The sequence below is a fragment of the Paenibacillus sp. FSL W8-0187 genome, from assembly GCF_037969755.1.
Lineage (GTDB): Bacteria > Bacillota > Bacilli > Paenibacillales > Paenibacillaceae > Paenibacillus_AQ.
In genome coordinates this window covers 2,356,166-2,381,152 of sequence record NZ_CP150206.1, presented here as the reverse complement: position 1 = coordinate 2,381,152, position 24,987 = coordinate 2,356,166, and the positions used below count along the sequence as shown (strand labels likewise).

The following is a 24,987-nucleotide window of genomic DNA, read 5'->3' as shown; positions in this document are numbered from 1 at the left end:
CGCTCGTATCTTAAGAAGGGGGAATTCATACGCTTTTACGGAATCACTAGCCGCATTTCCTTCCATTCCCCTTCGCCTAACTGCACCACGGTTTCCGTCATTTCGGAATCGGAATCCAGATCATATAATGCTCCCGAAATTTTCCATGGCTGCCGCTCGAGCTGATATGGAATAAACTCCATCCGGCTTCCATCGACCGCAATCTCTAATTTGGCTGACAATTCAAGCGCCTGCTCCATCATTTGCTTGGCCGTCGAACCGTGATAAGAACGCCAATCCCGTGTCCACATGATGGGAATCCTGTTCAAATCCGGAACGATTGACGCTTTATCCGGAAGGCTGTCGTCCCATTCAAGAACAAGCTCACTGCGAGCTGGGCGAATCAATCCGCTGGAAAGGCAGCCTGGATAACGCGGCAAAGCGTAACGGTTATCTCTTTCATCACCGTCCCCGAATTCCGTTTCATCTTTCGGAGTTGCGTCGGCATACCGTAAGAACTCATTCCTCCCCGTGCGTTCAATCTCCTTGCCCCATTGACGTAGGGCCGTGTACACGTTCTCTGGAATTTCTGCCACTGCATGTTCCGTGAAAAAAGCCGTGATCGCTTCCGGCCCCATTCCTTCAGTCGCCGCCTGAGCTACCGAATCTCTAGTCAGTCGATAAACCGTCATTACGTCATCCGAGATGCGCTCCGTGCATAGGGCAGCCGTAAACTTGACCATATAAGGCACGTCAGGCGGAATCAATATATCAAAATCCGGCTGAATAAACAGCCCCGAAGATCCGGTGTCATCCTTACTGCTTCCACTCAACAAGGAGCAGGGATCCATACGCCACCGGAACAGGAATTGACCATCGTGATCCATCCCAAGATCGATGTAACCGCAACCGGTCAATAAACGGAGCCATGAAGCCGCATCCCCCGCGGACAACTCCCTTCCCCTAAGAGGATCCCAGTTCAGTGGTTCCTCGCCCTTTGCTAACATGTGCTGAGCATAATACCACATCCCGCCGATCCGTGATGAGTGGCAAATCTGCCATGTGAAATGCTGATACTCGGCCGAACCCGGAACATAACGTTCCATCATGTGCAAAAGAACCAATCGGTCCATCGCTTCGCGTGAGAGTGCGAGCCAATGACGGAGCGCGGTCATGTTTAGCCTAAGCTCCCTTTGCTCCAAGGCGACCAGCTCAAACGAAAACAGCAGATCCAATACGATCGCAACATGCGGTGGGTAAACATCGACGTGATCATATTGGAGAGTAAGCCCCTCGACATCGGATGGCGTTAATCCCGCGATGCTCCCCAGCTTCTGAATAAACTTCTTATGTAGAACCCCTTTAGCGGTTATAGCCACCTGGTTCTTGGCCATAAAGACAAGCACATTGAACATATCAACTGCTATGCCGCTTCTTCCCTCTTGCTGGAGCTTCACGGCAGCAGCGGGAACGGAATCCGCCTCGAGATTGCCAAAAGCCTCCTGGAGAATCTGAAGTTTATCAAAAGGAATGAAATACAGCCTCTCGCCCCAGCCCTGTTTGACTGCTTGAACCCATCGCTGCTGCCTCAAGGATAAGAAGGCAAGCTGTACTTCCACACCGCTCAGGCGTTGAACGCGAAGCGAGCGAAGCTTGTCGTCATCAAAGCTCTGCCCGGCAAAGCGGCTCCAAATATGATGAAGGACCGATCGCTCCTTGGCAAGAAGATGCTCTAAGCTTGTGGCTTCCGCCACGTCCTGCTGTTCCATCATCTCCACGAGGCCTCCTTCCCGTCAGGAATCTGCAAGCGATGCGTATGCCGCATCGCTATGAGGTCAAGGGAGGCCGGATGCTTCGCTTGAATCGCGTGATACTCATACCCCTGCTCAATCAGGAACAGCTGGCGCCGGATCGCAAACATCTCCTCCCGGCTGTCCTCCGTCACCAATGCATAGAAAGAAGCCCGATTCTCCCCCTGCTTCGGCCGCAGCAAGCGTCCAAGGCGCTGCGCCTCCTCCTGCCGTGAGCCGTAACTGCCCGAAACCTCGATCGCGACGGAAGCATCGGGCAGGTCAACCGCGAAGTTAGCCACTTTCGAAACGACAAGTACACGGACGGCTCCTTCCCGGAAAGCCTTATACCATTCATTGCGCTGATCCTGCGTCATTTGCCCCGTAATGAGAGGGGCCTGCAGCTCCTCGGCAATGGCGTGAAGCTGATCCAGGTATTGCCCGATGATCAGCGTCTGTGCATCCTTGTGGAGATCCACGAGCTGCCGAATCACACGAAGCTTGGAGGGATTCTCGGCAGCCAGCCGATACTGCTCCCTTTTGCCTACCGTCTTGCAGGCTTCTCTTATCTCATCCGGCAGCGGCACCTTAATCTCCATACAGTCCACCGAAGCAATCCAGCCCTGCTCCTCCAGCCTTTTCCACGGCATTTCATATCGTTTGGGGCCGATCAGCGAGAACACGTCATGCTCCCTTCCATCCTCGCGAACCAAGGTGGCGGTCAGACCAAGCCTGCGGGTCGCCTGAATATCGGCCGTCGCACGGAATACCGGGGCGGGGAGGAGATGGACCTCATCATAGATGATTAAGCCCCAGCGACGTTCATTAAACAGCTTCATATGCTGTTGTTCATCGCCCTTGCCCTGTCGGTGGGTCAAGATGTGATAGGTAGCGACCGTTACCGGCCTCACCTCTTTGCGCTGACCGGAGTATTCACCGATCTCCTCCGCGGAGAGTGAGGTTTTCTGCAGCAGCTCGTTTATCCACTGCCTTACAGACGTTGTGTTGGAGGTTAGAATCAGGGTCTCGCACTGCAGATCGCGCATGGCGGCGATGCCAATCACCGTTTTCCCGGCACCGCAGGGCAGGACAAGCACCCCGTTCCCCCCTTCTCCGCCGATATCCCGAAAGGACTCAGCAGCCTTCTGCTGATAGTCGCGAAGCTTGAATCGCTGATCGTTTGAGCCGCCGCTTAAACCTCCGCCTCTCTCCGTACCCGTTGTTTCTCCTCGCCAAAGGATGTTCAGATATTGCCCGTCCAAATATCCCGCCTGATCCAACACAGGATATCCAAGCCGGGTCAACTCCTGCTTTAATAGGCCACGCCGGTCTGAGGGCACCTCTGCCTCGTTTGCCGAAATCAACCGAACGCCGATTTCCATCAGGGAACGCTTGGAGCTGAGTTCCTCCATCAGGGCTTCACTATCGCTGTGTAGCAGCAATGAACGATCCAGTGTGGGATGCGGGAGCAGCGACAACTGTCCGTAACGCCCAACGAGCTGGACAACCTCTTCCAGCAGGGCTGCAGGTACATCCCAACGTGATAGCGACTGAAGGCTCGAACAAATCGCCTGAGCTGTCAATCCTCCGGCAGCGGCATTCCATAAGGATAACGGGGACAGGCGATATGTATGAAAAGACGTAGGACTTTTGATCAATTCCGCATACTGGGCCAGTTGTTCGCGTGCGCCCTCAGCCTCCGCATGAGCGGTCTCAAGCAAGATGGTCCGATCCCGCTGGACGATGCATGGCTTGTTATGCATCCTAATCCCTCCTTGTAACATTTGGCTCTCTATTTTTCATGACAGGTTAGAAAATCGTCTATCAACGTACTTTCTCAGAAGACAGACCGCATATAGCGGAGGTTAAAAAAAAGAAGTCCACATCCATATCCATGGATCTGAACTTCCCCTATGATCAATAGGATTTCCAAATGACGAGCGTTCATGCGCGATGATTGCGATTTTCTTAAAATCTAGTCCCCGTTCTGATAACTCGACACCATCTCGACCAGCAACTTCGCCCCATAACGCATAGCATCTTCATCAAAGTCGAACATCGGGTGATGATGCGGATAGATTGCCCCCTTGTCCGGGTTACCGGCTCCAACAAAAATGAAGCAGCCTGGAATTTCCATCAAGTAATAGGCAAAATCCTCCGCTGGCATCAGTTTGGGCGAGACCTTGACCTGATCCGCTTCGAATATTTTCGGTGCCGTACGGAAGAACCGCGCGGTTTCGGTCTCATCATTCACCAAGGGTGGATAACCGACGAGATATCGGACCGCTGCCTTCGTGCCGTAGGTTTCCGAAACCGTCCGGGTCATATGTTCGATCCGCTCCCGGATCAATGTCCGGGTAGGTTCGTCAAAGGTGCGCACCGTTCCCGTGATCCGGCAAGAGGAAGCAATTACGTTTTGCGCCGTTCCGGCCTGTATCGTTCCTACCGTAACCACGGCAGGCTGCAGTGGATCTACCGTGCGGCTTACAATGGTTTGGAGCTGCATTACAAGCGCTGCCCCCGCTACCAGGGCATCGGCTGTCACATGCGGCATACCGCCATGTCCCCCGCGTCCTGTAATATCAATGAAAAACTCATCCGCCGCAGCCATCAGCGGACCCGGCGCGCTCGCTGCGGTCCCTATCGGAAACGGCGTCCATAAGTGGAGACCATAGACAACGTCGGCTCCTTCAAGTGCTCCATCCTTGATCATCTCTACCGCACCGCCGGGACAGACTTCCTCCGCCGGCTGGAACATAAAACGAATTTCGCCCTGGACTTCTTCCGGATACGTGCTGTAATAAGCAGCGGCCCCCAGCAGCATGGAGGTATGCCCATCATGCCCGCAAGCGTGCATCACGCCTTGCACCCGAGATCTGTACTCGCAGCTCTTGCCGTCTTCAATCGGCAGCGCATCCATATCAGAACGCAGCACAACGGTCTTGCCAGGTGTATCTCCTTTTATAATTCCTATAACGCCATGCCCGCCCACACCTGTCTTGACCGCAAGGCCAAGCTCCTGCAGCCGGGTTGCTATAAATGTCGAAGTTTCCTTCTCCTGGAACGAAAGTTCCGGGTGCATATGTAAATGACGACGCCACTCCACCATCCGTGGATACCATTGTTCCCAAAATGCTTCCTTCGTCAAGTTCCATCATCCTCCCCCGCTATATGCGGCTCAATCGATCGCAAGAAATCCGTAAAGCTTGCTCAGCAGCAGTCCGTGCCCAACCATGGCATCCATTCGGCCGCCTTCCTTGATCTTGCGATATACATCCCTGAGCGGGACCCACACAGCTCTAACATCTTCGTCCTCATCTTGATTCGACTCTTGGCTGCCGGACACCTTCAAATCGTCGGTGAAATAAAAATGAACGTTCCGGTTGGCCAGAGAAGCCATCGGATAAGCACTGCCCATGTAGGACAGGTCCTTGCACAGCACGCCTGCCTCTTCCTCAAGCTCCCGCTTCACGGCAAGCTTCCGTTCCTCACCCGGTTTCACCGTTCCGCCGGGAAGCTCCCAGGTGATCTCATTAACCGCTTCCCGGTGCTGGCATACCAGGAGCAGACACCCTTGATGAACGGCCACAACCGCTGCCGATTCCGGAATCCGGTCGATCACGACAATTTCCTGCTGCCCGTTCTCTTCCACTACATAATAATCCGTGCGGTAAACGACGCGATTCATTGGCCATATCCACCCTTCGCTTAATTGAAGTCCTATGAATATATAACCACCAGGATGGAAAGCGTACATTTCACAGCGTTTTCACTTCCTTTTATTTTAGCAGAAAAGAAGAATGCCTGTCGTTATCAAAATCTCATCTGGATAAAAGGTCTCAATTGAAGCGTGACGGGCGGTACAGGCTTGCACAAGTTCCTGAAACATACTATCATATTAAAGAACTTTGCAAGGACTATTAAGGGGGTTACAACCATATGATTTTCGAAAATACAGGCTTGGACGAATTGCACAGCGATTTAGCTTACCTTGATGAATGTGCCGAGAAAGTAGGCTTCATTCGTTGGCAGTGGGAATACTACCGCGCTACATATGACTTGAAAATCGAAGATAAAAAAAATCAGGCTGAATACTTCCTGCGCATTAACACCCGCGCTGTTGAAGGCAAGCTCGAAAAACCGGACGCCATCCTCAAAATCGAAGCGGTATACCTGGGTAGAGCCACGTTCCCGCACGGACTTGAGTATGAATCCATGGCTCCACAGCCCGTTATGAATGTGGCTACCAAGAAGCTTCAAGAGCTCAAAGCTCTTCTGGAAGCGTAAGGTCGAACATTATGAATACGACCAAACCTCAGCCGAAGAGAGGGACGCCTGATTTTCAACTGCTGATCCTTACCTTGCTGTTAGTGGGATTCGGACTGATCATGGTGTTCAGTTCCAGCTCCAGCTTGGCCGTTTTCAATGAAAAATTCAATAACGATCCGCTGCATTTTACGAAGCGGCAAGTCGCGTTTGCCGTCCTTGGCACGTTGGTTATGTTTGTTGCCATGAACATCAACTATAAGAAATACAAGCAGCTATTCATACCGGTGTTTTTTCTAACCTTGATGTTGCTGATTCTTGTGGTGATCATCGGTTCCGCGACCAACGGAGCCACAAGCTGGTTTAACCTGGGGAAATTCGGCATCCAGCCGACCGAACTGGCCAAAATTGCGACCATTGTCTATCTGGCAGCGCTGATTACCAAAAAAGGGGAACGAATCCGTCAATGGAAGGGCGGTTTCTTCCCCGTACTCATTATTGTAGGGGTCGTAGCGGGACTTATCATGCTTCAGCCGGATTTAGGTTCCTGCTTCATACTCGTGGCTACGAGCGGGCTGCTGATCTATGCTGGCGGCGCCAGCCTCAAGCATATCCTGGGATGTATCTCGCTTGTCGCGCTTGGCCTGGTACTCACTCTGGGCGTCGGTGCACTCTTTAACTCCAGCGGAGATCAGGAGCAGGCTTCCAAGAACTACAAGATGGGCCGGATCGAGGCTTTCATGGACCCGTTCCACGATGAGTCGGACACGGGCTACAACTTGGTGCAATCGCTGATCGCCATCGGCCAGGGCGGTGTCACTGGAGCCGGTTACGGGGAGAGTGTGCAGAAGCTGCATTACCTGCCGAATCCTTACAATGACTTTATCTTTTCGGTCATCGGCGAAGAATTCGGTTTTATCGGAACTGCGATATTCCTCCTGCTCTACTTATACTTTATCCTGCGAGGGATCATTGTGTCGCTTCGCTGCTCGGATCCGTTCGGAACCTTGACCGGCGTCGGCATCATGGGACTAATCGCCATACAGGCCTTCATCAATATCGGTGGGGTTACCAATACCATCCCGATAACGGGCGTTACCCTCCCATTCATCAGTTATGGCGGATCCTCGCTGCTGGTTATGATGCTGAGCATGGGAATCGTGCTTAGCATATCCAGGGACAGCAACCGTCCGATGAAAGAGGAGCAGGTTAAATCCGTAATTAAAAAAGACTACCGGGCAATCGGGTAGTCTTTTTTCTCGTTTTTTTTCATCATCAGCGGGGAGCGGATCCCCTATGGTACGTCTTATTTAGCTCGAAGCTGAATATCGTCGATTTCATCGTCTTTAAAAGCTACGCCTTCGACCTTCACATTGACCTCAACCACACGAAGTCCTGTCATGCTCTCGACAGCTTCGCGGACATTCTGTTGAAGCATGCGGCACACTTCATGTATGGGTGTCTCATAAAGCACGATAATCCGCAGGTCAATCGCTGCTTCCAGCTGACCTACTTCTACGGTAACACCCTTTTGCACATTTTTGCCGCTCAGTCGCTTAGCCCAGCCCTCGGACAATCCACCGGACATTGCTGCAATACCTGGGGTTTCCAAGGCAGCTAATCCGGCAATTTTCGAGACGACATCATCCGATATTCGAATCAAACCGTTATCCAGTTGAAGTTGTTCCGTCATGCCATTTCCTCCTTCACCTCATTATCCGTTATTGTAAATGGTAACGGACCTAAAAAGCAAATGCTCCTTTCTGAAAAGAAGGATAATTTTCCGAAAAATTTGGGTATATTGTAAAAAGCGATACGAGAATCGTCGTTTCCGCTCGCAAGAACTCATCAATACATAAATCATAAGGTAGGTGTCGATTATGAAAAAATGGCTAAACCCCGCGCTGCTCATCTTCACTTTTTTGCTTAGTGCGCTGGGGCATTTTGCGAATTGGAACTTCACACTCCAATTCATTCTGTCTGCCATCTCAGTTATTTTTGTCGCCGGTTTCCTTGGCAAAGCAACCGAAAGCGTTGCGCATTACGCCGGTCAACGGCTCGGGGGATTCCTGAACGCTACCTTCGGTAACGCGGCGGAGCTGATCATTGCCATCCTGCTGATCAAGGAAGGCTTGTACGATATGGTGAAAGCAAGCATCACCGGCTCCATTATCGGCAACCTGCTGCTCGTCCTCGGACTCAGCCTGTTTGCCGGGGGCCTCAAATTTAAAATCCAAAAATACAACGTGACGCTGGCAGGTCTGAACGGATCCCTGATGACGCTGGCGATTATCGCCCTGTTTATCCCTGCTGTCTTTCTGAATACCCACTCCATTACGGAGAGTGAGACCAAGACGCTCAGCCTCATTGTGGCGGGAATTCTGATCGTAGCCTACATCGCATGGCTGGGGTTCTCGATGATCACCCACAAGAACTATTTGGCGGATGTCAGCGACGATAACGATCAGGATGCGCTGCCGCACGAGCACGGTCCCGTCTGGTCCAAGAAACGCTCAATACTGTACCTCGTTGTCGCTACGGTGATGGTTGCGTTTGTCAGTGAATGGCTTGTGGGGGTGCTTGAGCCTATCAGCCACGAGTATGGCCTTAGCGAACTGTTTATCGGGGCATTCCTTGTAGCGATTATCGGTAACGCAGCCGAGCACAGTGCAGCCATTATGCTCGCCATGAAGAACAAAATCGGCGCAGCCGTTGAAATTGCCGTTGGCAGCAGCCTGCAGATTGCCCTGTTTGTTGCTCCCGTGCTCGTGTTCATCAGCTTCTTCCTTGGGGATACGATGGATATTGTGTTTACCACGCTGGAACTGGTTGCTATCGGTGTCGCCGTATTCATTGCTAGATCCATTACGCAAGACGGTGCCTCCAACTGGTATGAAGGCCTCCTGCTGCTCGCCGTGTACGTCATACTAGGCGTCTCGTTCTTCCTCGTCTAAATGTAATGTAAGGAAGAGGAAGCCCACACAGCTGCCTACATCGTGTGCGATAATTCACAAGAAAAAAACGCATGCCGCCTGAGTGCGACATGCGTTTCTCTATGTATGCGCCTGTACGAATACAGGCTATTTGGATTGATTCATGGCTTCGTACAGGACCGCCAGATTGCGTTCAAGCTTGCTGATCAGCTGCTTTCCCGTACTTTCCGGAAGAAGCCCGGCCCGCACCGCGAAATCAACCTCTTTTGAAAAACCGTACATTTGGGTATCCAGCACTTCCTCATAGAGAGGGCAATAACGGGTCGCCAGATTCTCCATCTGTACTTCAATAAGCTTTAGGATTTTATCTGCATCTTCATGAAGAAGACTGATCGCTTTTAAATTCAGCTGTTCCTGTAAATCAGATGAAGTCATGATCTTCCCCCCTATGTCAAAAATCACAGCACAGTTACTATCTTTAATATTAGTCGAAATCGTTTCTCAATACAAGGACCTGAACAAAATAGACCCTTTCTCTACGAAAAAACACCCTTCCATTCTATGGAGGGGTGTTTTGGGCGACTGTTATTCAGCCACGACGGATACATTCAAACCATGCTTGGTGAATACGTCGATCATTGCTTTTTTAGCTGCATCAGCATCAGGTCCATGAACATGCAGTTCATAGCTTTGGCTGTTGACAAGCGTTGTGAACAGACCCAAGATGCTCTTAACATCAATGTACTTGTTCTCTGCCTGCAAAACGATGGAGGATGAGAACTGGCTAGCGGTTTGCGAAATTTCTACGATAGATTGATTGTTATTGGACATACGAATCCCTCCGTAACTTTAGGATCTGAATAAAGCTCATCACTGCACCTTCATGATACATTGAATCCGTTTTCTTATGCAACATTTTTTCCAATCTATTTAAGATTTTCCGGATTTAACGCTGCTAGTTCTGGAATTACAAATATACCATCCTTGCGAATCAAGCGATCATCAAAGTAGATTTCCCCGCCGCCGTACTCAGGACGCTGGATCAAAACGAGATCCCAGTGAATCGAGGAACGATTGCCGTTGTCTGTTACATCATATGCTTGACCTGGCGTAAAATGCAGGCTTCCGGCGATTTTCTCATCAAACAGAATATCTTTCATCGGTGTCAAAATGTATGGGTTGAAGCCGATGGCAAATTCGCCGATATATCTTGCACCTTCATCCGCATCCAAAATCTCGTTCAAACGTTTGGTGTCGCTGCCGGTTGCTTCAACAATTTTTCCGTTTTCAAAGCGGAATTTAATATTCTCGAAGGTTACGCCATTGTAGAGAGTCGGTGTATTGTAAGAGATTGTACCGTTAACTGAATCACGAACAGGCGCTGTATATACCTCGCCATCCGGAATGTTCTTCTGACCGGAGCATTTCTCTGCACCAATGTTTTTGATCGAGAAGCTGAGATCCGTTCCCGGTCCAACGATGCGAACCTTGTCGGTCTTTCTCATCAGCTCGGCCAAAGGATCCTGGGCGCGGTCCATTTTGGAGTAATCCAGATTGCACACATCGAAGTAGAAATCCTCAAACGCCTCGGTGCTGGTGTTGGCAAGCTGCGCCATGCTGGCGTTCGGATAGCGGAGAACCACCCACTTCGTACGCTTGACGCGCTCTTCGCTATGTACGGGGTGCGAATAAAGTGCATTATACAGCTTCATGTTTTCCTCAGGCACGTCAGCCATATCGTTGACGTTCTCGCCTGCGCGGATACCGATGTAACAATCCATTTTCTTCATGCGCTCAAGATCCAGCTCAGCCCACAGCTCAAGCTGCTCCTTATTTGCGTTCTTCAGCATGGCACGTTGAACCGTGCGATCTGTCAATTGCACGAACGGGCGGCCACCTTGATTCGAAACCTCCTCAATGATGGCATTCAGCAGATCGCGCTCCGATCCAATCATTTCGATGAGCACATTTTCGCCCGGCTGCATATCTACCGAATAGTTCACGAGATTTTGAGCCAATTTTTGAATTCTGGGATCACGCATATGTCATATCCTCCTTATGATGACTGTTCCCTACGTTATGAATTGAACAGCGGTAAATTTATTCATTATTGTAGCATGCGAACAGCCTTAAGTCAGCGTTCATCGTTAAAAAAATTTTCATGGCAATCCCTTCAATAACCAGTAAATGTAACATCGGACAGCAGCGTTTCCGTGCGGGTTTTGCCTTGTTCATCAACAAAAAACAACGTTCGTTCCATAGTCAGTTTGGTAGGAAGCTGTTTTTTTTGATTAATCGTTACATGAGAAACCGAAACCGTGTCCGCCTTGCTCAACATGCTCTTCATTTCATTATAGTCCCGCTCCCACACGGCCTTCAGTCGTTTGCGTACCTTCGGATCTTCACTGTACAGCGGATCCCCTTTGCGTTCGATCCGTTCCGCCAGCGTCTTCATCTGCTCATCCAGCGATCCATATACCATTTGGGCTGCCGCTTCGGGTGACAGCTCGATGCGCAGTACCTTGGTTCCTCTTGCCGCCCCCAGTTCCTGAGTCACCGTCTTCTCCGAATTCCCGATATATTCCAGTAATTCTAATGGATTCAAGCGGGTTATCCACATTTCCTCGACATGTCCTGATGAGAGTGTGCTCCACTTGCCCTCCTTGCGCTTCAGGGACACGGTAAGTCCATCCGCTTGATATACCGAATCGGCATATACCTTATCCTTATCATTACGTATGGTTGTGCCCTTGTTCCTTGAGGATAGTGTCAGATCCGTATGATGCTGCAGATTGCCTTCAAATGCCAAACTTTGCTGAAACGGTCCGTTTTCTCCGCTCCGAATCGCCGCTTCTCCCCGAAAAGAGAAATTATCAACGCCAGACAGCCCCGACAGGGCGCGGTTAAACGACTCTTCGGCAGACAATTGATCTTGCCAGGCACATCCGGTTAAGCAAAAGACAAACAAAACCATTCCGATGACGCTCCGTGATCTTCTTATTCTCATAATCTTCAGCCCCTCATTGATCTTTCTCTTAGGCTATCCGCGGTCCATGACATTATGCAGATGACAGAAAAAACCCTGCAGCCACTAAATAGCTGCAGGGTTTTTAATCTAATCCGATTTCAGCCTCGGCCCTCTCCACGACAATCCGGTTGCGGCCACCATTCTTCGCTTCGTAAAGAGCCATATCCGCTCGATAAAAGAGGGACTCCACGCTGATCTTGTCATTGGTCCAGTTCCATTCGGAAATTCCGCAGGACACCGTTACGCGCGGGTCGGTCTCTTCCGATACCCTTATGCGAATCCGTTCGGCGACCTGCATCGCCTGCTGAATGCCGAGTCCCGGCAAATACACGGCAAGCTCCTCGCCTCCCCAGCGGGCCGGAATATCGCTATGGCGAATCGTTGTCTTCACGATACTGCTGACCTGCTTCAGAATTTTGTCCCCCCGCTGGTGACCGAACGTATCATTAACCTGCTTGAATGCATCGATATCCACAACAATGAGAGAACCGCAAAAATCACGAGTCTGACATTCATGGATCATTTCATCAAGATAATGTCTCGCATACAGTTCAGTCAGCATATCCCGGTTCGCCATTCTTCTCACTTCCGCATGCAGGAAGGCATTGCCGATAGCCAGACCAATATGGCTTGTCAAAGCTTGAAGCAACCGATAGCTGTCATACGAAAAATAATGCCGCTTCGCATGGGTGAGAAGGACAACCCCCCGCACCTCACCGTTTACGGTAAGCGGAGTAGCAATCATCGAGCTGGAATGAGTGCTCTCCATTAGCCGGGATTCCGCCGGACGTTCTTCGTTATAGTCTGACAGGATGAGCGGTTCCTTCGAATGGTAGACTAGGCCGCCCAAACCATAATCCTTCTCAAAGACCTCCTTGGCAAGCCATTCGGCGTTGCAGGATACCACTTCAAGACCGCCAAGCTCCTCGTTATAAATCAAAATGCAGCAGTAATCGGCCTCAAGAATCTTTAGCAGCTCATGGTTGGCAAATTGAAATATCTCCGCCAAATGCAAGCTTTTGTTCAACCGCTGTGTCAGTTCATTAATCATACGGAGCTCATGAATCATCAGGTTGGACTGCTCGTACAATTTGGCATTCTCAAACGCGGTGCCCGCAGCATCGGCCATCATAGAGAGCAATTCCAGATCCATATCGGGCAGCTCAGACTTGTCCACTTCCACATGGAGCACGCCATAAACGCCCTGCTTGCCTCCCATGGGAATCCCGATTTCCACGATCGAATCGGGTTCCTTATGTTCATCAATCGTGAGGGTACCCTCCATAAATGTGCGGACATAAACCTCTCTCTGCCAATGATGAAGCAGCAGGGGACGCACCAGCGGATGTCCGCTCTCATGGTCCTGAGACATAAACAATTCAACTTTGGCCTTGGGATACAGTGCCAGAACACTGTCGATAGCCTCCACCAGCACATTGTCCACATTAATCTGCACATGCATCCGCTTTACATACTGAAACATGATGGAACGCCTGTGCACCTCACGCTCAGCTTGGTTGTGGACTTTCTCCAGATCATCGGCAAATACGTATTCCAACTTCCGATAGAAGCAGGAACGAAACAATAACGCATGAGTTTCTGTCAGCATAAGTGACTGTTCCGGCTCCATCTCAAGCGAGGAAACACTGACCATCACCGCAAATACATCGCCATGAATGCGAGTGAAGAGCGGGACAGCGCACAGCACGCTTCCCTCCAAAGAACCCTTTCCCATCCCTTGGGCGGCTTCTTTGGAGTTTAAAGTAAGCGATAATGTCTCATCTTCACTTGCGTTAAGGTATTGCGTTATTTCGGACGCCCCTGTCAGCCAAGCTCCCTCATGAGAAAGAAGGGCCCAGCTGAATTTCTTCATCGCCTGTGTGCCTGCGCTTTCTCTTAGCCACTCCAGATAGCTGTCTGATATGAGAGGCTGAATATAAGGGAAATCATGAGGTGTAATATCCAAGCTCTGAAGCCAAAAACGAGGCCCATTTCCAGGAATTGGCCCAGCATCATTAAACATAACTGCAGAACCGGGAGAGCTTTCATACGCTTTCCGTTGATCTTCTGACATATTGGGCGCTCCTTTGCACCATTATAAAAGGCCTATCCAAGACTGGCGTTCGGGATTCATAATGTAAGGATCCATTTGGCTGCCGCATTTAATAACGGTAACCCAGCTGTTCAACATATTGGGAGGGTCATGATAAACACAAAAGATGTTACGATATGTAACTAGATAAATGAGACTACTTAATCCAATATCATCTTACTCTTTTCTACCCATTTTTGCATTAAAATTTATGCGTTTTTCACAATATTTTTAGGTCTGTGGTCCTATCGACAAAATTAGACAAAAACCAAGTTATAGTAAGTTGCAGGTTGAACTTGACTTTATATCATTACTTCATATAATATTTATTGTTGAGTAAGAATGCAATGCATTCCATGAATTTGGGCGGGTTGTGTCACCCTCACGTTATTTGTTACTGCCAGGACAGCGGCTGAACTTTCCTGGCAGATCTTCCGGAGATTACGGCTAGAGCAAACAAATACGGCGCAAATAGAGCCCTAATGAAACTTTAATTAAAAAGGAGTCTATATAACATGGCACGTTACACCGGTCCTAAATTTAAATTAAGCCGTCGTCTGGGAATCTCCCTGAGCGGTACAGGTAAAGAATTGGCTAAACGCCCTTTCCCTCCAGGTCAGCATGGTCCTAACCAACGGAGAAAAATTAGCAACTACGGTATGCAGCTTCAAGAAAAGCAAAAGCTGCGTCACATGTACGGCTTGGGCGAGAAGCAATTTAAAACCTTGTTTAACAAAGCAACTGGCATGAAAGGTATCGCTGGTGAGAACTTTATGTTCCTGCTTGAGAGCCGTCTGGACAACCTGGTTTACCGTCTTGGCTTCAGCAACTCCCGTGCGGGTGCTCGTCAATTGGTAGCTCACGGTCACGTGACTGTGAACGGCAAGAAAGTCGATATCGCTTCTTACGCTGTAAGCACTGGCGATGTAATCGGTCTTCGTGAAAGAAGCCGTAGCCTCTCTTCCATCAAGGAAGCTTTGGCTAACCGCGTACATCTTCCAGCTTACCTTGAGTTTGATGAAGCAGCAATGGAAGGGAAATACATCCGTCTTCCAGAACGTTCCGAACTTTCCCAAGATATCGATGAGAAACAAATCGTCGAATTCTACAACCGTTAAGATTAACTCGGAACCCAAAAAACCTGAAGGCCTTGGCCTTCAGGTTTTTTTATTATCGAAATGAATCCTCCGCAAGTTCAATCATCTTAAGAAAACTTCAATCTGGCAAATTTACGCTTGCCTACTTGAACCACATCCCCGTCTTGAGGAGCGATTTCACCGTGGGTGTCGCTGCACTTTTCTCCATTCCATTTTACAGCCCCCTGCTGGATACTGCGTCTGGCCTCACCATTGGAAGCGGCAAAACCGAGCAGTGTCAGCATTTTGATAAGCGTAATCTTTCCTTCCTCCAGTTCTCCTTCGGGTACAATATAATCCTCAATGTCTTCAGGAAGTGCCTTCTGCTGGAACACGGTCACAAAATGCTGCTGTGCGGCATCCGCAGCCTCCCTCCCATGATACATCCGAACGAGAGTGTGCGAGAGACTCATCTTGGCATCCCGGGGATGAACGCTTCCGTCCCGAAGCCCCTTCTCCAGTCTGGTTACCTCCTCACCTGCCATATCGGTGGCCAAGCCGAAGTGCTTAAGCATAAGTTCGTCCGGAACGGACATGGATTTACCGTAAATCTCATTTGGCTCTTCATCGATACCGATGTAATTCCCCAAGCTCTTACTCATCTTCTGTATACCGTCAAGTCCTTCGATAAGCGGCATCGTGATCGCAACCTGAGGCTCTGTGCCATACTCCTTCTGCAGGGTCCGCCCCATCAGCAGGTTAAACTTCTGGTCCGTTCCCCCAAGCTCGACATCGGTCTTAAGCGCTACAGAATCCATACCCTGCATCAACGGGTAAAAGAACTCGTGGATGCTGATCGGAAGCCCGCCCTGGTAACGTTTAGTAAAATCATCGCGCTCCAGCATCCGTGCCACCGTAACCTTTGCCGATAAGCCGACCACTTCAGCAAAAGTCATCGGCGCAAGCCACTCGGAGTTGTAGTATACCTTCGTTTTTTCTGGATCCAATACTTTGTATATTTGTTTCCTGTACGTTTCCGCATGACGCCTCACATCCTCTTCTGACAATTGCTTGCGCGTCTCGGATTTGCCTGTCGGATCTCCGATCCTGCCAGTAAAGTCCCCGATGATGAGCTGTACTTCATGTCCGAGTTCCTGGAACTGACGCAGCTTCTGCAGCACGACGGTATGCCCGACGTGAAGATCAGGCGCTGACGGGTCCATTCCCAGCTTCACGCGCAGCGGCTCGCCGGTTACGACCGATGTCATCACCTTCTGCCTCATCTCTTCTTCCGGAATGATCTCCACCGCTCCACGGGAAATCACCTCCATCTGGCGTTCCACCTCCTGCTGCTGGACATTCGATAACACATCCCATTTCATGTTTCCATACACCTCCCTTTAATTTTGAACGCAAAAAAGCTCCTACTCATCCCAAGGGACGAGTAGGAGCGCTCGCGTTACCACCCTAATTAAAATCCGTTGCCTCAGGAACGGATTTTCACTTCATTGCCATAACGGATTGTCATCCCGGAACCGGACTACTGTAACAGCCGTACAGGTGCACGACTCTGTTTCCCCCGGTCAGCTCCGGACGGTAATTCAAAGGGGCTCGTTATCGGTTTACACCACCCACCGACTCTCTGGAAACGAAAGGCTCCGCCTTCTACTGGGGTCCTTCAAAGCTTTTCACGATATGAACTTTGCATTATTTGTATCATATGCTTCCCGAAAAAGTCAATCTTCCTCAAAAAAGGACACGCTATGTAGGGACACATGATTCAAAACCTTCGATTTATGCTATAATAGGTGCGTTAAAAGGAGGAGTATACATTCATGGTTGAGGAGAAAAAACAAGAGCCTGAAAAACAGAAGAAACCGCGTAAACGGTCCTTTCTGCGGGTGCTCGGATCCGTCATCGGATGGCTCTTTGTGGTAGGTCTGATGGGCGTTTTGTTCGCCGGAGGAGCCATAGGTGGCTACGTAACCTCTATTGTTGAGAATGAGCCGGTAAGATCCAGGGCTCTCATCGAGAATACGGTGAACGATAATGCTATAACGGGCTTCGCCTACTTCGCAGATGGCTCACCGATCGGCCAGCTTAGAACCGAAGAAGACAGACGACCTGTGGAATTCAAGGATATTCCCCAGCTTGTGAAGGATGCCGTCGTATCCATAGAAGATAACCGTTTTTATACACATAAGGGTGTTGACATAAAAGGTACCGCTCGCGCCGTGAAGGAACGCGTGCTGAATGAGTCGGTTCAAACCGGCGGCAGCACGTTGACGCAACAGCTGGCCAGGCTCACTTTTTTAAGTCGCGACAAAACCGATAACCGCAAGGTCAAAGAAATGCTTCTGGCCATGCGGATGGAACGCTTTTTGAGTAAAGACCAAATTTTAACAGCCTACTTGAACAAGGTTCCTTACGGTAACGGTTCCAGCGGATACCAACTGTTCGGGATCAAGGCTGCGGCAAAAGGCATATTTAACATTAACAATCTGAATGATCTGAATGTGGCTCAAGCTGCATATTTGGCAGGTCTTCCGCAGCTACCGTCCTCCTACTCTGCCTTTAACGGCAAGGGGGAATTTGACGAGAAATCATTCAACCGTGCAATAAACCGCCAGCACCGCGTACTGGGAAGCATGCTGGAAGAAGGTAAAATAACGCAAGCTGAGTATGAAGAGGCCAAGGCATTCGATATCAAAAAATCGCTTGCTCCTCGCACGCAGAAGGCCTATGTGACTTATCCTTATCTCATGATGGAAGTAGAGCGCCAAGCATCGAATATCCTGATGAAGCTGAGCGAGGAAGCCGAAGAGAACGCAAAAGGCACGCAAGCGAACTCCGATCTGATGGATGCATCCCGAGCTCAGCTCAGCACCGGCGGTTACCGTGTTTACACCACCATCGACCGGACATTATACAAGACCATGCGCTCCATCGCAGAGAATGACAGCAACTACGTGCCTGACAGCGCGGAAAAAGGAATGGAGCAAACCGCCGCGATGATGATCGACAACAAAACCGGCGCCATTCTCGGGATGATTGAGGGCAGGGATTTTAACACAGAACAAATGAACTACGCTACGCAAATGAAACGACAACCTGGATCTGCCATGAAACCTATTGCCGCCTATTTACCGGCACTCGATTCGGGGGCGATTCAGCCTGCCAGCGTGGTGGACGATTCACCGATCATCTTAAAGGACTACAGCAAAGTGTTCCATATTCCTAAAAACTCGTACAGCGGGTATAGGGGATTGATGACGGCAAGACAGGCACTGAACAATTCAACCAATACGGTGGCGCTCAAGTTGTTTAACAACACGGTTGGCATCGAGAAGGCTTGGGAGTTTTCCAAGAAGCTGGGTATCACTACCTTGGAGGAAGACGATTATAATGCTTCCACCGGTGTACTGGGGGGGCTGCATTACGGGGTGACAGTGGAAGAACTCACCAATGCATACAGTGCCATCGGCAACCAAGGCAAATTCACGGACGCCTTCATGATTGAGAAAATCGTGGATTCCAAAGGCAATATTGTCTATAAACACGAAGTAAAGCCGGAGCAGGTATTCTCTGAACAAACCGCGTATCTCATGACGGATATGCTTCGTACCGTCATCACGAACGGAACAGGCAGCAAGGTCCGAGACACGTACAAGAAATTCAATGAGGTTCCGGTTGTTGGTAAAACCGGATCCACCCAGAACTACGGGGATGTCTGGTTCATGGGATACTCGCCTGACGTTACGCTTGGCGTATGGGTCGGATATAAGGAACAAAAAAATACGCTCGTCGGAGACCAGCGCAAGCACGCCCAGGCCATTTGGGCCAGAATCATGAACGAAGTAACGGACGTGAAACCGGAGCTGTTCCCGACCAAAACGTTCGAGAAACCTGAGGGCATAACGTCCAAGACGGTTTCCGCTTACAGCGGCAAGCTGCCGACGGCCTTAACGGACAGATTCGTAACGGATCTGTTTAATGTGAAGTTTGTGCCTACCGAAAGCGATGACGGTATCGCAAAAGCGAAATACATCACCTATCGGGGTGTAAATTACATTCCACAGGAAGCGACGCCTTTGGATATGTTGAGAGAACAAATCGTAATCAAGCGTGAGAAGCCTCTTGATGAGCTGATTGTAGAACTGCAGAACGCCTTGAAGGTCATGAAAGGTGAAAAGAGATCGCTGGAGTCTTATCTTCCGCAGGACGCGAAGAAAGGGATGCCAAGCAAGGTTGACCCTAGAACAGATGACGGCAAAGCCCCTACCCCACCGAAAAACGTACATTATTCGATGGGCAGCGGCTCCATCAGCTTTAATGCCAGTGGATCTCCTGATGTTGTCGGATACCGGCTCTTTAAGTCCGTTAACGGCAGTCCGTTTACACATCAAGGGCAGGTGGTGCTCGGCGACCAGAGCCTTGTCTTCTCGGGACTTGGAGCTGACGGAATGTTTACTTCCTATTACGTTGTTGCCGTTGACGTAGCCGGCAAAACATCTGAACCAAGCGCTATTGTGGGCGGTACAGCACCTGGATTCGAAGTTCCAGGCGATAACGACACGAATCCGGATGACGACATCGATAATCCTGGTGACGGCATCACGGAGGGAGATCCCAATGACGACCTGGAACTTGGGAATGAAGGTGCTACTACCGTACCGTCTGCACCAGGTCAGCCGACCCTTGGGGCTACCCCTGAGGGCTTCCAGGCCACCTGGAGCGGCAATGCTCCAGAGGAAGAAGTAATGGTCTACAACATCTACATCAGTCCGAACAGTGATGGCAATTACCAGCTTCTTGGCTCAAGTAAGAGCACGGAGTTCTACTACTCCTCGGGTAACCCAATCGGCGGTACCTTTAGAGTAACTGCCGTAAATCCAATCGGTGAATCTGCAGCTTCACCGGCCGTATATTTTGAGAAAAAATAGATTGGTATACTAAAAAGCCAGCCCCTCTACAGAGATCATCTGTTAGAAGGGCTGGCTTTATTTTTTAGGTAAAGCAGATACTTCTACGTATATTCCATGAGGACAGACTGCATCTTGCAAGATAAGAAGGTTAACCTCGGAAGTTTAAACTTTCTCTAAAAAAAGACTGACAATGGAAATGGTGGTCACCATCTCCATTGTCAGTCTGTTCTTGATCACGGTTTAATCTTCAATCGTGGACAAATCGCCTGTCGGAAGATCCAGTTCCCACGCTTTCAATACGCGGCGCATGATCTTACCAGAGCGCGTCTTCGGAAGTTTATCCTTAAACTCAATTTCACGAGGTGCGGCATGAGCGGAAAGTCCTTCCTTTACGAAACGGTAGATTTCATCCTTGAGCTCCTGAGTAGGTGTATACCCCTCACGTAAGGAGATAAAGGCCTTTATGATCTCGCCACGGGTTACATCAGGCTTACCGATCACGCCTGCTTCAGCGACAGCGGGATGCTCAACCAACTTGCTCTCCACTTCGAACGGTCCGATTCGTTCACCGGACGAATTAATCACATCGTCTATTCTGCCCTGGAACCAGAAGTATCCTTCTTCATCCATATATGCCGAATCACCTGAAATGTACCAGCCCGGAATTCGGAAGTATTCTTCATACTTCGCCTCGTTGTTCCAAATTTTTCTCATCATGGACGGCCAAGGTGTCTTGATGGCCAAATTACCCATCGTGTACGGAGGCACTTCTCTCCCCTGATCGTCCAAAATCTTAGCTGTAATGCCCGGCACCGGACGCCCCATGGATCCTGGCTTGATCGCCATGCCCGGGTAATTACAGATCAGCTGTCCGCCCGTCTCTGTCATCCACCATGTGTCATGGATACGCTGCTTATAAGCCTTGTGTCCCCAACGCACCACCTCGGGATTAAGCGGCTCACCAACAGATAAAATATGCCGTACATGGCTCAAATCATATTGGTCGATAAGGTCGGAACCGGCACCCATCAACATGCGGAAAGCGGTCGGAGCGCTGTACCATACCGTTACCTTATTGTTCACCAACGTGCTGTACCAATCCTGTGGACTGAAACGGCCTCCGCGAATGACATTGGTAACCCCATTCAACCACGGTGCAAAAATACCATAGGACGTACCGGTTACCCAACCCGGGTCCGCCGTGCACCAATATATATCATCTTCCCTTAAATCCAAAACAACCTTGCCCGTATAATAATGCTGAATCATGGCATTCTGCACGTGATACACGCCCTTCGGTTTCCCGGTAGAGCCTGATGTATAGTGCATGATCAATCCATCTTCCCGCTCAAGCCATTCAATCTCCAGCTCACTTGATGCAGCCTCTACTTCCTCGTGGTAGCTTACTAGCCGCGAGTCCTCCTCCTCAATCTCGCCAACAACAAAAATATGTTTCAGTTCAGGCAACTCGTCTCGCTTCACACGTGACAACAGTGCAGGCGTCGTAATCAGTGCAACAGCACCACTGTCCTCCAGACGGTCCTTTACCGCCGTTTCCATAAACGCCTCGAACAATGGGCCGACCACGGCGCCTACCTTCAGAATGCCCAGCAAACCGGCATAGAGCTCAGGGCCGCGCGGCATAAAGATAAATACCCGATCACCCTTGCCAACACCATATTTGCGGAGTACATTACCGAACTTGTCGGATTTCTCTTTCAACTGCGCATAAGTAATAGATTCCTCGCGATTGGCGTCACTGTACAGGAGAGCTACCTTGTCTCCTCGCCCCTCTGCTACATGACGATCAATAGCTTCATACGCCATATTTACTTTGCCCGTCTCATACCAAGTAAAATGTCTCTCGATTTCGTCCCATGAAAACTCGGAGCGTGCCTGCTCGTAACTCTTCATATTGGAATGTGAAACTTCACTTGGCAATATTTCGCTATGCGTTTGATTCATGATAACATCCTCCTCATTCTCAAATCGGTCTCCTCATAGTGGACAGCGCTTACAAAATGATTGAATGAAACATACATTTTACACATTGCGGTGGGTCGTCACGTTGTCGCAGTCATCGAGTCATCAACCCTTAGAATTCGCAAGGAAACATATCGTTAAGTACAACATAAATGTGAAGATTTTATGTCGAAAAGATTATATCATAGCTCTTGTTTGCCTGTCATTGCTTTTCATTTTTTTATTTTTTTGCTATAAGTAGGGTATGGAATTGAAAGGAGCGTAACGGATGGAACACTGCAAGGTATACCTGTCTCATGTTTTGTTCCCTGAAGACCGCCGCCTGATCATCGAAGGACCTGTACCTCCCGAGCAACTATCCGAGCTAACCATGCACCCTGATCTCAAGGCTTTTCGTCGTCCTGCGGAGCAGCATGAGGCATTGGTGGAAATTGCAGGCCTGCCCGAAGGCAGAATCATCATCACGAGAGACCAAGATATGATCGTTGGATATGTAACATTTCATCACCCGGATGAGCAGGAACGCTGGTCCGAGGGCAATATGGAAGATTTGATTGAACTTGGTGCCATCGAGGTAGCAAAAGACTACCGTTCTCTGGGACTTGGGCAGCAGATGATCAAGACTGCATTTGAAGAAGAACAGATGGAGCGTTACATCGTGTTTACGACCGAGTACTACTGGCATTGGGATCTTAAAGGAAGCGGCCTTAACGTATGGGATTACCGCAAAATGATGGAACGGTTAATGAAAATCGTGGATATGGAGTGGTACGCAACCGATGATCCGGAAATCTGTTCCCATCCTGCCAACTGTCTTATGGTCAGAATCGGGCGGCACGTACCGCTTTCATCACAAGAACAATTCGATCGTATCCGTTTCAGACAGCGGTTTATGTATTAAGTCGATACCCAATAAAATAAACAAAAAAACAAACTCCCCGAGAATTTGCCACAGGGGAGTTTGTTATCTGCGGGCGCATAACTGAATATGCATACCGACTGCTTGCTCAAATTTGTTACTAGAGTTTGCCCAGCATGTAGTTCACGATTTCGTGCGAACGCTTGGAAGCTTTCACTGTAAACTCAGGGAAGTTGACATGGGCAGAGCCGTCAGCCTTATCTGACATGGATCTGATCACCACATATGGCACGCTGTTCATATAACACACCTGGGCAACAGCAGCACCTTCCATTTCCGCGCAAGCCCCGTTCAGATCCTCGTAGAGCGTCCGTACCGTTTCACGGCTGGCAATGAACTGGTCGCCGGACAGAACCTTCCCGATGACGTAATGATTCACCGCCTGCTCTTTGCACGCTTCCTCTGCCAGCTCGATCAACGACGGATCCGCAGGAAAATCAGACACTTCCTGATACGGAATCAAACCGCGCGCAAAGCCGAGCGGAGTCACATCCATATCGTGCTGCATGCAGGAGGAAGAGATGACGATATCGCCAATATTCAGCTCCGGATGCAGCGCACCCGCTACGCCGGTAAACAATATTTTAGAAACGCCATAGGTGTCAATCAGGATTTGCGTGGTAACCGCGGCATTCACCTTACCCACCCCGCTCTTGCATACAACGACTCTCTTGCCATGAATCGTTCCTGAAGCATATGTAACTCCTGCACGGACTGCTGTTTCTTTATTCTCCAGTTGACTGAGCAGCAATTCCACTTCTTCGTCCATGGCCCCGATTAGGCCGATAACCTGTGTTGTCATACCGATATCCCTCCTGAATTCAAGACCACATATAAATCCCACCAGAAAAAAGCCCCTTAAAATCAGGAGCTTTCTTCAAATCAATAGATGTCTAAACAGCTTTTATTCACACTTCTTACTCGTTCACATGACTAACCGAAAGCCGAAGAATCGTTTCATGCGGCAGAATCACGCGAGGATTCTCCACATTCTCCTTCTTCATTAGCTTGGTAAGCAAACGCATAGCTACAGCTCCCAGATCATACATCGGTTGAGCTACCGTTGTCAGCTGTGGACGAACCATTGATGCCATCCGGATATTATCAACGCTGATAATAGAGAAATCATCCGGCACTTTATAGCCTTCATCCTGAATGCTATGAATAGCGCCAATTGCCATCTCATCGGTAGCAGCAAAAATAGCCGTCGGTTTCTTCTTAAGCCCCAGGAAGTATTTCATCGCTTCTACGCCGGACTCATAGCGATAGTTACCAATCCGCACCAGATCCTCTTGATACTCAATGCCAGCTGTCTCCAGTGCCTTCTTGTAGCCTTGGAAGCGTGCATAACCGTTCGCCGGATCCTGCAGCGTTCCGCTGATCATGGCAATCTCACGATGCCCGTGCCGGATCAGTGTGCTTACCGCATCAAACGCAGCTTGTTCATGATCAATGTCGACCGAAGGATAAGAACCTCTCTCATCACTTGTCGCACAAAGAACAATCGGCACAGCCGATGTCTGGAACGCCTGGATATGCTCGTCCGTCACCGTTCCACCCATAAACAACAGCCCGTCCACTTGCTTCTCAAGCAAGGTGTTGATAACGCGGATTTCTTTTTCCTTACGTTTGTCGGCATTACACAAAATTATATTATAGTGGTACATGTTAGCAATATCCTCAATACCACGGGCAATCTCCGCAAAGATCGAGTTCGAAATATCAGGGATCACAACGCCGACGGTTGTGGTCTTCTTGCTGGCCAGACCTCTGGCTACCGCATTCGGACGATACCCTAAACGTTCAATCGCTTCGTATACTTTTTTCCGGGTCTGAGGCTTAACGTTCGGGTTATTGTTTACAACCCGTGATACCGTCGCCATGGAAACGCCTGCTTCGCGCGCAACATCGTAAATGGTTACCGTCAAATTCCTTCTCTCCATTGCCAATAGATTTTCATTCGTTCAATACCAATTGAATTTATGATACGACAAAT

Annotated in this window: 20 protein-coding genes and 1 other annotated feature; of the genes, 6 read left to right on the top strand and 14 right to left on the bottom strand. The window is 49.6% G+C overall.

Annotated elements, in window-relative coordinates; translation table 11 throughout:
• Positions 1 to 35: 35 nt before the first annotated feature.
• From MKY48_RS10520 to MKY48_RS10505, 4 genes are all read right to left on the bottom strand, one after another.
• Positions 36 to 1,751, bottom strand: coding sequence for a helicase-associated domain-containing protein (locus MKY48_RS10520; protein ID WP_339292880.1), 1,716 nt, complete (start codon positions 1,749 to 1,751; stop codon positions 36 to 38).
• Entirely contained in the window at positions 1,748 to 3,532 is a 1,785-nt protein-coding gene (locus tag MKY48_RS10515) for a DNA repair helicase XPB (protein ID WP_339292879.1), read from the bottom strand. Before MKY48_RS10515 ends, MKY48_RS10520 begins: the two co-directional genes overlap by 4 nt.
• A gap of 212 nt (positions 3,533 to 3,744) precedes the next feature.
• Positions 3,745 to 4,917 (bottom strand): M20 family metallopeptidase, encoded by a 1,173-nt coding sequence (locus MKY48_RS10510; protein ID WP_339292878.1) that lies wholly within the window; start codon positions 4,915 to 4,917, stop codon positions 3,745 to 3,747.
• A gap of 30 nt (positions 4,918 to 4,947) precedes the next feature.
• Positions 4,948 to 5,457, bottom strand: a complete 510-nt coding sequence (locus MKY48_RS10505) for an NUDIX hydrolase (protein ID WP_339292877.1) — start codon at positions 5,455 to 5,457, stop codon at positions 4,948 to 4,950.
• 251 nt (positions 5,458 to 5,708) lie between these two features.
• Here MKY48_RS10505 and MKY48_RS10500 point away from each other — a divergent pair, with 251 nt between their 5' ends.
• Both MKY48_RS10500 and ftsW read left to right on the top strand, forming a co-directional pair.
• Positions 5,709 to 6,056: a YugN family protein gene (locus MKY48_RS10500; protein WP_215164023.1), complete on the top strand. Its 348-nt coding sequence runs from the start codon at positions 5,709 to 5,711 to the stop codon at positions 6,054 to 6,056.
• An 11-nt stretch (positions 6,057 to 6,067) separates the two neighbouring features.
• Complete coding sequence (ftsW, locus tag MKY48_RS10495; RefSeq protein WP_098742818.1) at positions 6,068 to 7,285, top strand: putative lipid II flippase FtsW; 1,218 nt, start codon at positions 6,068 to 6,070, stop codon at positions 7,283 to 7,285.
• A 56-nt stretch (positions 7,286 to 7,341) separates the two neighbouring features.
• On the opposite strand, the gene MKY48_RS10490 is transcribed toward ftsW, so the two are convergent.
• On the bottom strand, positions 7,342 to 7,728 hold the full coding sequence (locus MKY48_RS10490) for an Asp23/Gls24 family envelope stress response protein (protein ID WP_009589611.1): 387 nt from the start codon (positions 7,726 to 7,728) through the stop codon (positions 7,342 to 7,344).
• 187 nt (positions 7,729 to 7,915) lie between these two features.
• Between MKY48_RS10490 and cax the strand changes: the two genes are divergently transcribed.
• The gene (gene cax, locus MKY48_RS10485) at positions 7,916 to 8,989 is read left to right on the top strand and encodes a calcium/proton exchanger (RefSeq protein ID WP_339271998.1); all 1,074 of its coding nucleotides are present in this window, start codon (positions 7,916 to 7,918) and stop codon (positions 8,987 to 8,989) included.
• A 126-nt stretch (positions 8,990 to 9,115) separates the two neighbouring features.
• Here the strand turns inward: cax and MKY48_RS10480 are convergent, their stop codons facing one another.
• From MKY48_RS10480 to MKY48_RS10460, 5 genes are all read right to left on the bottom strand, one after another.
• Positions 9,116 to 9,403 carry a YlaN family protein gene (locus MKY48_RS10480; protein ID WP_009589686.1) on the bottom strand — a complete coding sequence of 96 codons (288 nt, stop codon included), beginning with the start codon at positions 9,401 to 9,403 and terminating at the stop codon, positions 9,116 to 9,118.
• A 150-nt stretch (positions 9,404 to 9,553) separates the two neighbouring features.
• The gene (locus MKY48_RS10475; RefSeq protein WP_071223684.1) at positions 9,554 to 9,799 is read right to left on the bottom strand and encodes an HPr family phosphocarrier protein; all 246 of its coding nucleotides are present in this window, start codon (positions 9,797 to 9,799) and stop codon (positions 9,554 to 9,556) included.
• 95 nt (positions 9,800 to 9,894) lie between these two features.
• Positions 9,895 to 11,010, bottom strand: coding sequence for an aminopeptidase (locus tag MKY48_RS10470; protein WP_339271997.1), 1,116 nt, complete (start codon positions 11,008 to 11,010; stop codon positions 9,895 to 9,897).
• Between the two features lie 131 nt (positions 11,011 to 11,141).
• Complete coding sequence (locus MKY48_RS10465) at positions 11,142 to 11,975, bottom strand: hypothetical protein (RefSeq protein ID WP_083659562.1); 834 nt, start codon at positions 11,973 to 11,975, stop codon at positions 11,142 to 11,144.
• Positions 11,976 to 12,078: 103 nt separating this feature from the next.
• Positions 12,079 to 14,070, bottom strand: coding sequence for a sensor domain-containing diguanylate cyclase (locus tag MKY48_RS10460; protein ID WP_339271996.1), 1,992 nt, complete (start codon positions 14,068 to 14,070; stop codon positions 12,079 to 12,081).
• A 533-nt stretch (positions 14,071 to 14,603) separates the two neighbouring features.
• On the opposite strand from MKY48_RS10460, the gene rpsD reads away from it, so the two are divergent.
• Entirely contained in the window at positions 14,604 to 15,206 is a 603-nt protein-coding gene (gene rpsD / locus MKY48_RS10455; RefSeq protein ID WP_076320710.1) for a 30S ribosomal protein S4, read from the top strand.
• Positions 15,207 to 15,292: 86 nt separating this feature from the next.
• On the opposite strand, the gene tyrS is transcribed toward rpsD, so the two are convergent.
• Positions 15,293 to 16,546: a tyrosine--tRNA ligase gene (gene tyrS, locus MKY48_RS10450; protein WP_339271995.1), complete on the bottom strand. Its 1,254-nt coding sequence runs from the start codon at positions 16,544 to 16,546 to the stop codon at positions 15,293 to 15,295.
• Positions 16,547 to 16,597: 51 nt separating this feature from the next.
• Positions 16,598 to 16,855: a binding site (T-box leader), on the bottom strand.
• Between the two features lie 144 nt (positions 16,856 to 16,999).
• Between tyrS and MKY48_RS10445 the strand changes: the two genes are divergently transcribed.
• Complete coding sequence (locus MKY48_RS10445) at positions 17,000 to 20,107, top strand: transglycosylase domain-containing protein (protein WP_339292876.1); 3,108 nt, start codon at positions 17,000 to 17,002, stop codon at positions 20,105 to 20,107.
• Positions 20,108 to 20,329: 222 nt separating this feature from the next.
• Here MKY48_RS10445 and acsA read toward each other — a convergent pair whose 3' ends face one another.
• Positions 20,330 to 22,054, bottom strand: a complete 1,725-nt coding sequence (acsA, locus tag MKY48_RS10440) for an acetate--CoA ligase (protein ID WP_076320707.1) — start codon at positions 22,052 to 22,054, stop codon at positions 20,330 to 20,332.
• 286 nt (positions 22,055 to 22,340) lie between these two features.
• On the opposite strand from acsA, the gene MKY48_RS10435 reads away from it, so the two are divergent.
• Positions 22,341 to 22,973, top strand: a complete 633-nt coding sequence (locus MKY48_RS10435) for a GNAT family N-acetyltransferase (protein WP_076320706.1) — start codon at positions 22,341 to 22,343, stop codon at positions 22,971 to 22,973.
• A 118-nt stretch (positions 22,974 to 23,091) separates the two neighbouring features.
• Here MKY48_RS10435 and MKY48_RS10430 read toward each other — a convergent pair whose 3' ends face one another.
• Positions 23,092 to 23,793, bottom strand: coding sequence for a 5'-methylthioadenosine/adenosylhomocysteine nucleosidase (locus tag MKY48_RS10430; RefSeq protein WP_339292875.1), 702 nt, complete (start codon positions 23,791 to 23,793; stop codon positions 23,092 to 23,094).
• A gap of 115 nt (positions 23,794 to 23,908) precedes the next feature.
• Positions 23,909 to 24,919, bottom strand: coding sequence for a catabolite control protein A (ccpA, locus tag MKY48_RS10425; RefSeq protein WP_098742808.1), 1,011 nt, complete (start codon positions 24,917 to 24,919; stop codon positions 23,909 to 23,911).
• Positions 24,920 to 24,987: the final 68 nt, after the last annotated feature.

Bases quoted from the DNA above. Each gene is read 5' to 3' on its own strand.
- MKY48_RS10520 (WP_339292880.1), bottom strand. From the start codon at position 1,751: ATGATGGAACAGCAGGACGTGGCGGAAGCCACAAGCTTAGAGCATCTT.
- MKY48_RS10515 (WP_339292879.1), bottom strand. From the start codon at position 3,532: ATGCATAACAAGCCATGCATCGTCCAGCGGGATCGGACCATCTTGCTT.
- MKY48_RS10505 (WP_339292877.1), bottom strand. From the start codon at position 5,457: ATGAATCGCGTCGTTTACCGCACGGATTATTATGTAGTGGAAGAGAAC.
- MKY48_RS10500 (WP_215164023.1), top strand. From the start codon at position 5,709: ATGATTTTCGAAAATACAGGCTTGGACGAATTGCACAGCGATTTAGCT.
- ftsW (WP_098742818.1), top strand. From the start codon at position 6,068: ATGAATACGACCAAACCTCAGCCGAAGAGAGGGACGCCTGATTTTCAA.
- MKY48_RS10490 (WP_009589611.1), bottom strand. From the start codon at position 7,728: ATGACGGAACAACTTCAACTGGATAACGGTTTGATTCGAATATCGGAT.
- cax (WP_339271998.1), top strand. From the start codon at position 7,916: ATGAAAAAATGGCTAAACCCCGCGCTGCTCATCTTCACTTTTTTGCTT.
- MKY48_RS10480 (WP_009589686.1), bottom strand. From the start codon at position 9,403: ATGACTTCATCTGATTTACAGGAACAGCTGAATTTAAAAGCGATCAGT.
- MKY48_RS10475 (WP_071223684.1), bottom strand. From the start codon at position 9,799: ATGTCCAATAACAATCAATCTATCGTAGAAATTTCGCAAACCGCTAGC.
- MKY48_RS10470 (WP_339271997.1), bottom strand. From the start codon at position 11,010: ATGCGTGATCCCAGAATTCAAAAATTGGCTCAAAATCTCGTGAACTAT.
- MKY48_RS10465 (WP_083659562.1), bottom strand. From the start codon at position 11,975: ATGAGAATAAGAAGATCACGGAGCGTCATCGGAATGGTTTTGTTTGTC.
- MKY48_RS10460 (WP_339271996.1), bottom strand. From the start codon at position 14,070: ATGTCAGAAGATCAACGGAAAGCGTATGAAAGCTCTCCCGGTTCTGCA.
- rpsD (WP_076320710.1), top strand. From the start codon at position 14,604: ATGGCACGTTACACCGGTCCTAAATTTAAATTAAGCCGTCGTCTGGGA.
- tyrS (WP_339271995.1), bottom strand. From the start codon at position 16,546: ATGAAATGGGATGTGTTATCGAATGTCCAGCAGCAGGAGGTGGAACGC.
- MKY48_RS10445 (WP_339292876.1), top strand. From the start codon at position 17,000: ATGGTTGAGGAGAAAAAACAAGAGCCTGAAAAACAGAAGAAACCGCGT.
- acsA (WP_076320707.1), bottom strand. From the start codon at position 22,054: ATGAATCAAACGCATAGCGAAATATTGCCAAGTGAAGTTTCACATTCC.
- MKY48_RS10435 (WP_076320706.1), top strand. From the start codon at position 22,341: ATGGAACACTGCAAGGTATACCTGTCTCATGTTTTGTTCCCTGAAGAC.
- MKY48_RS10430 (WP_339292875.1), bottom strand. From the start codon at position 23,793: ATGACAACACAGGTTATCGGCCTAATCGGGGCCATGGACGAAGAAGTG.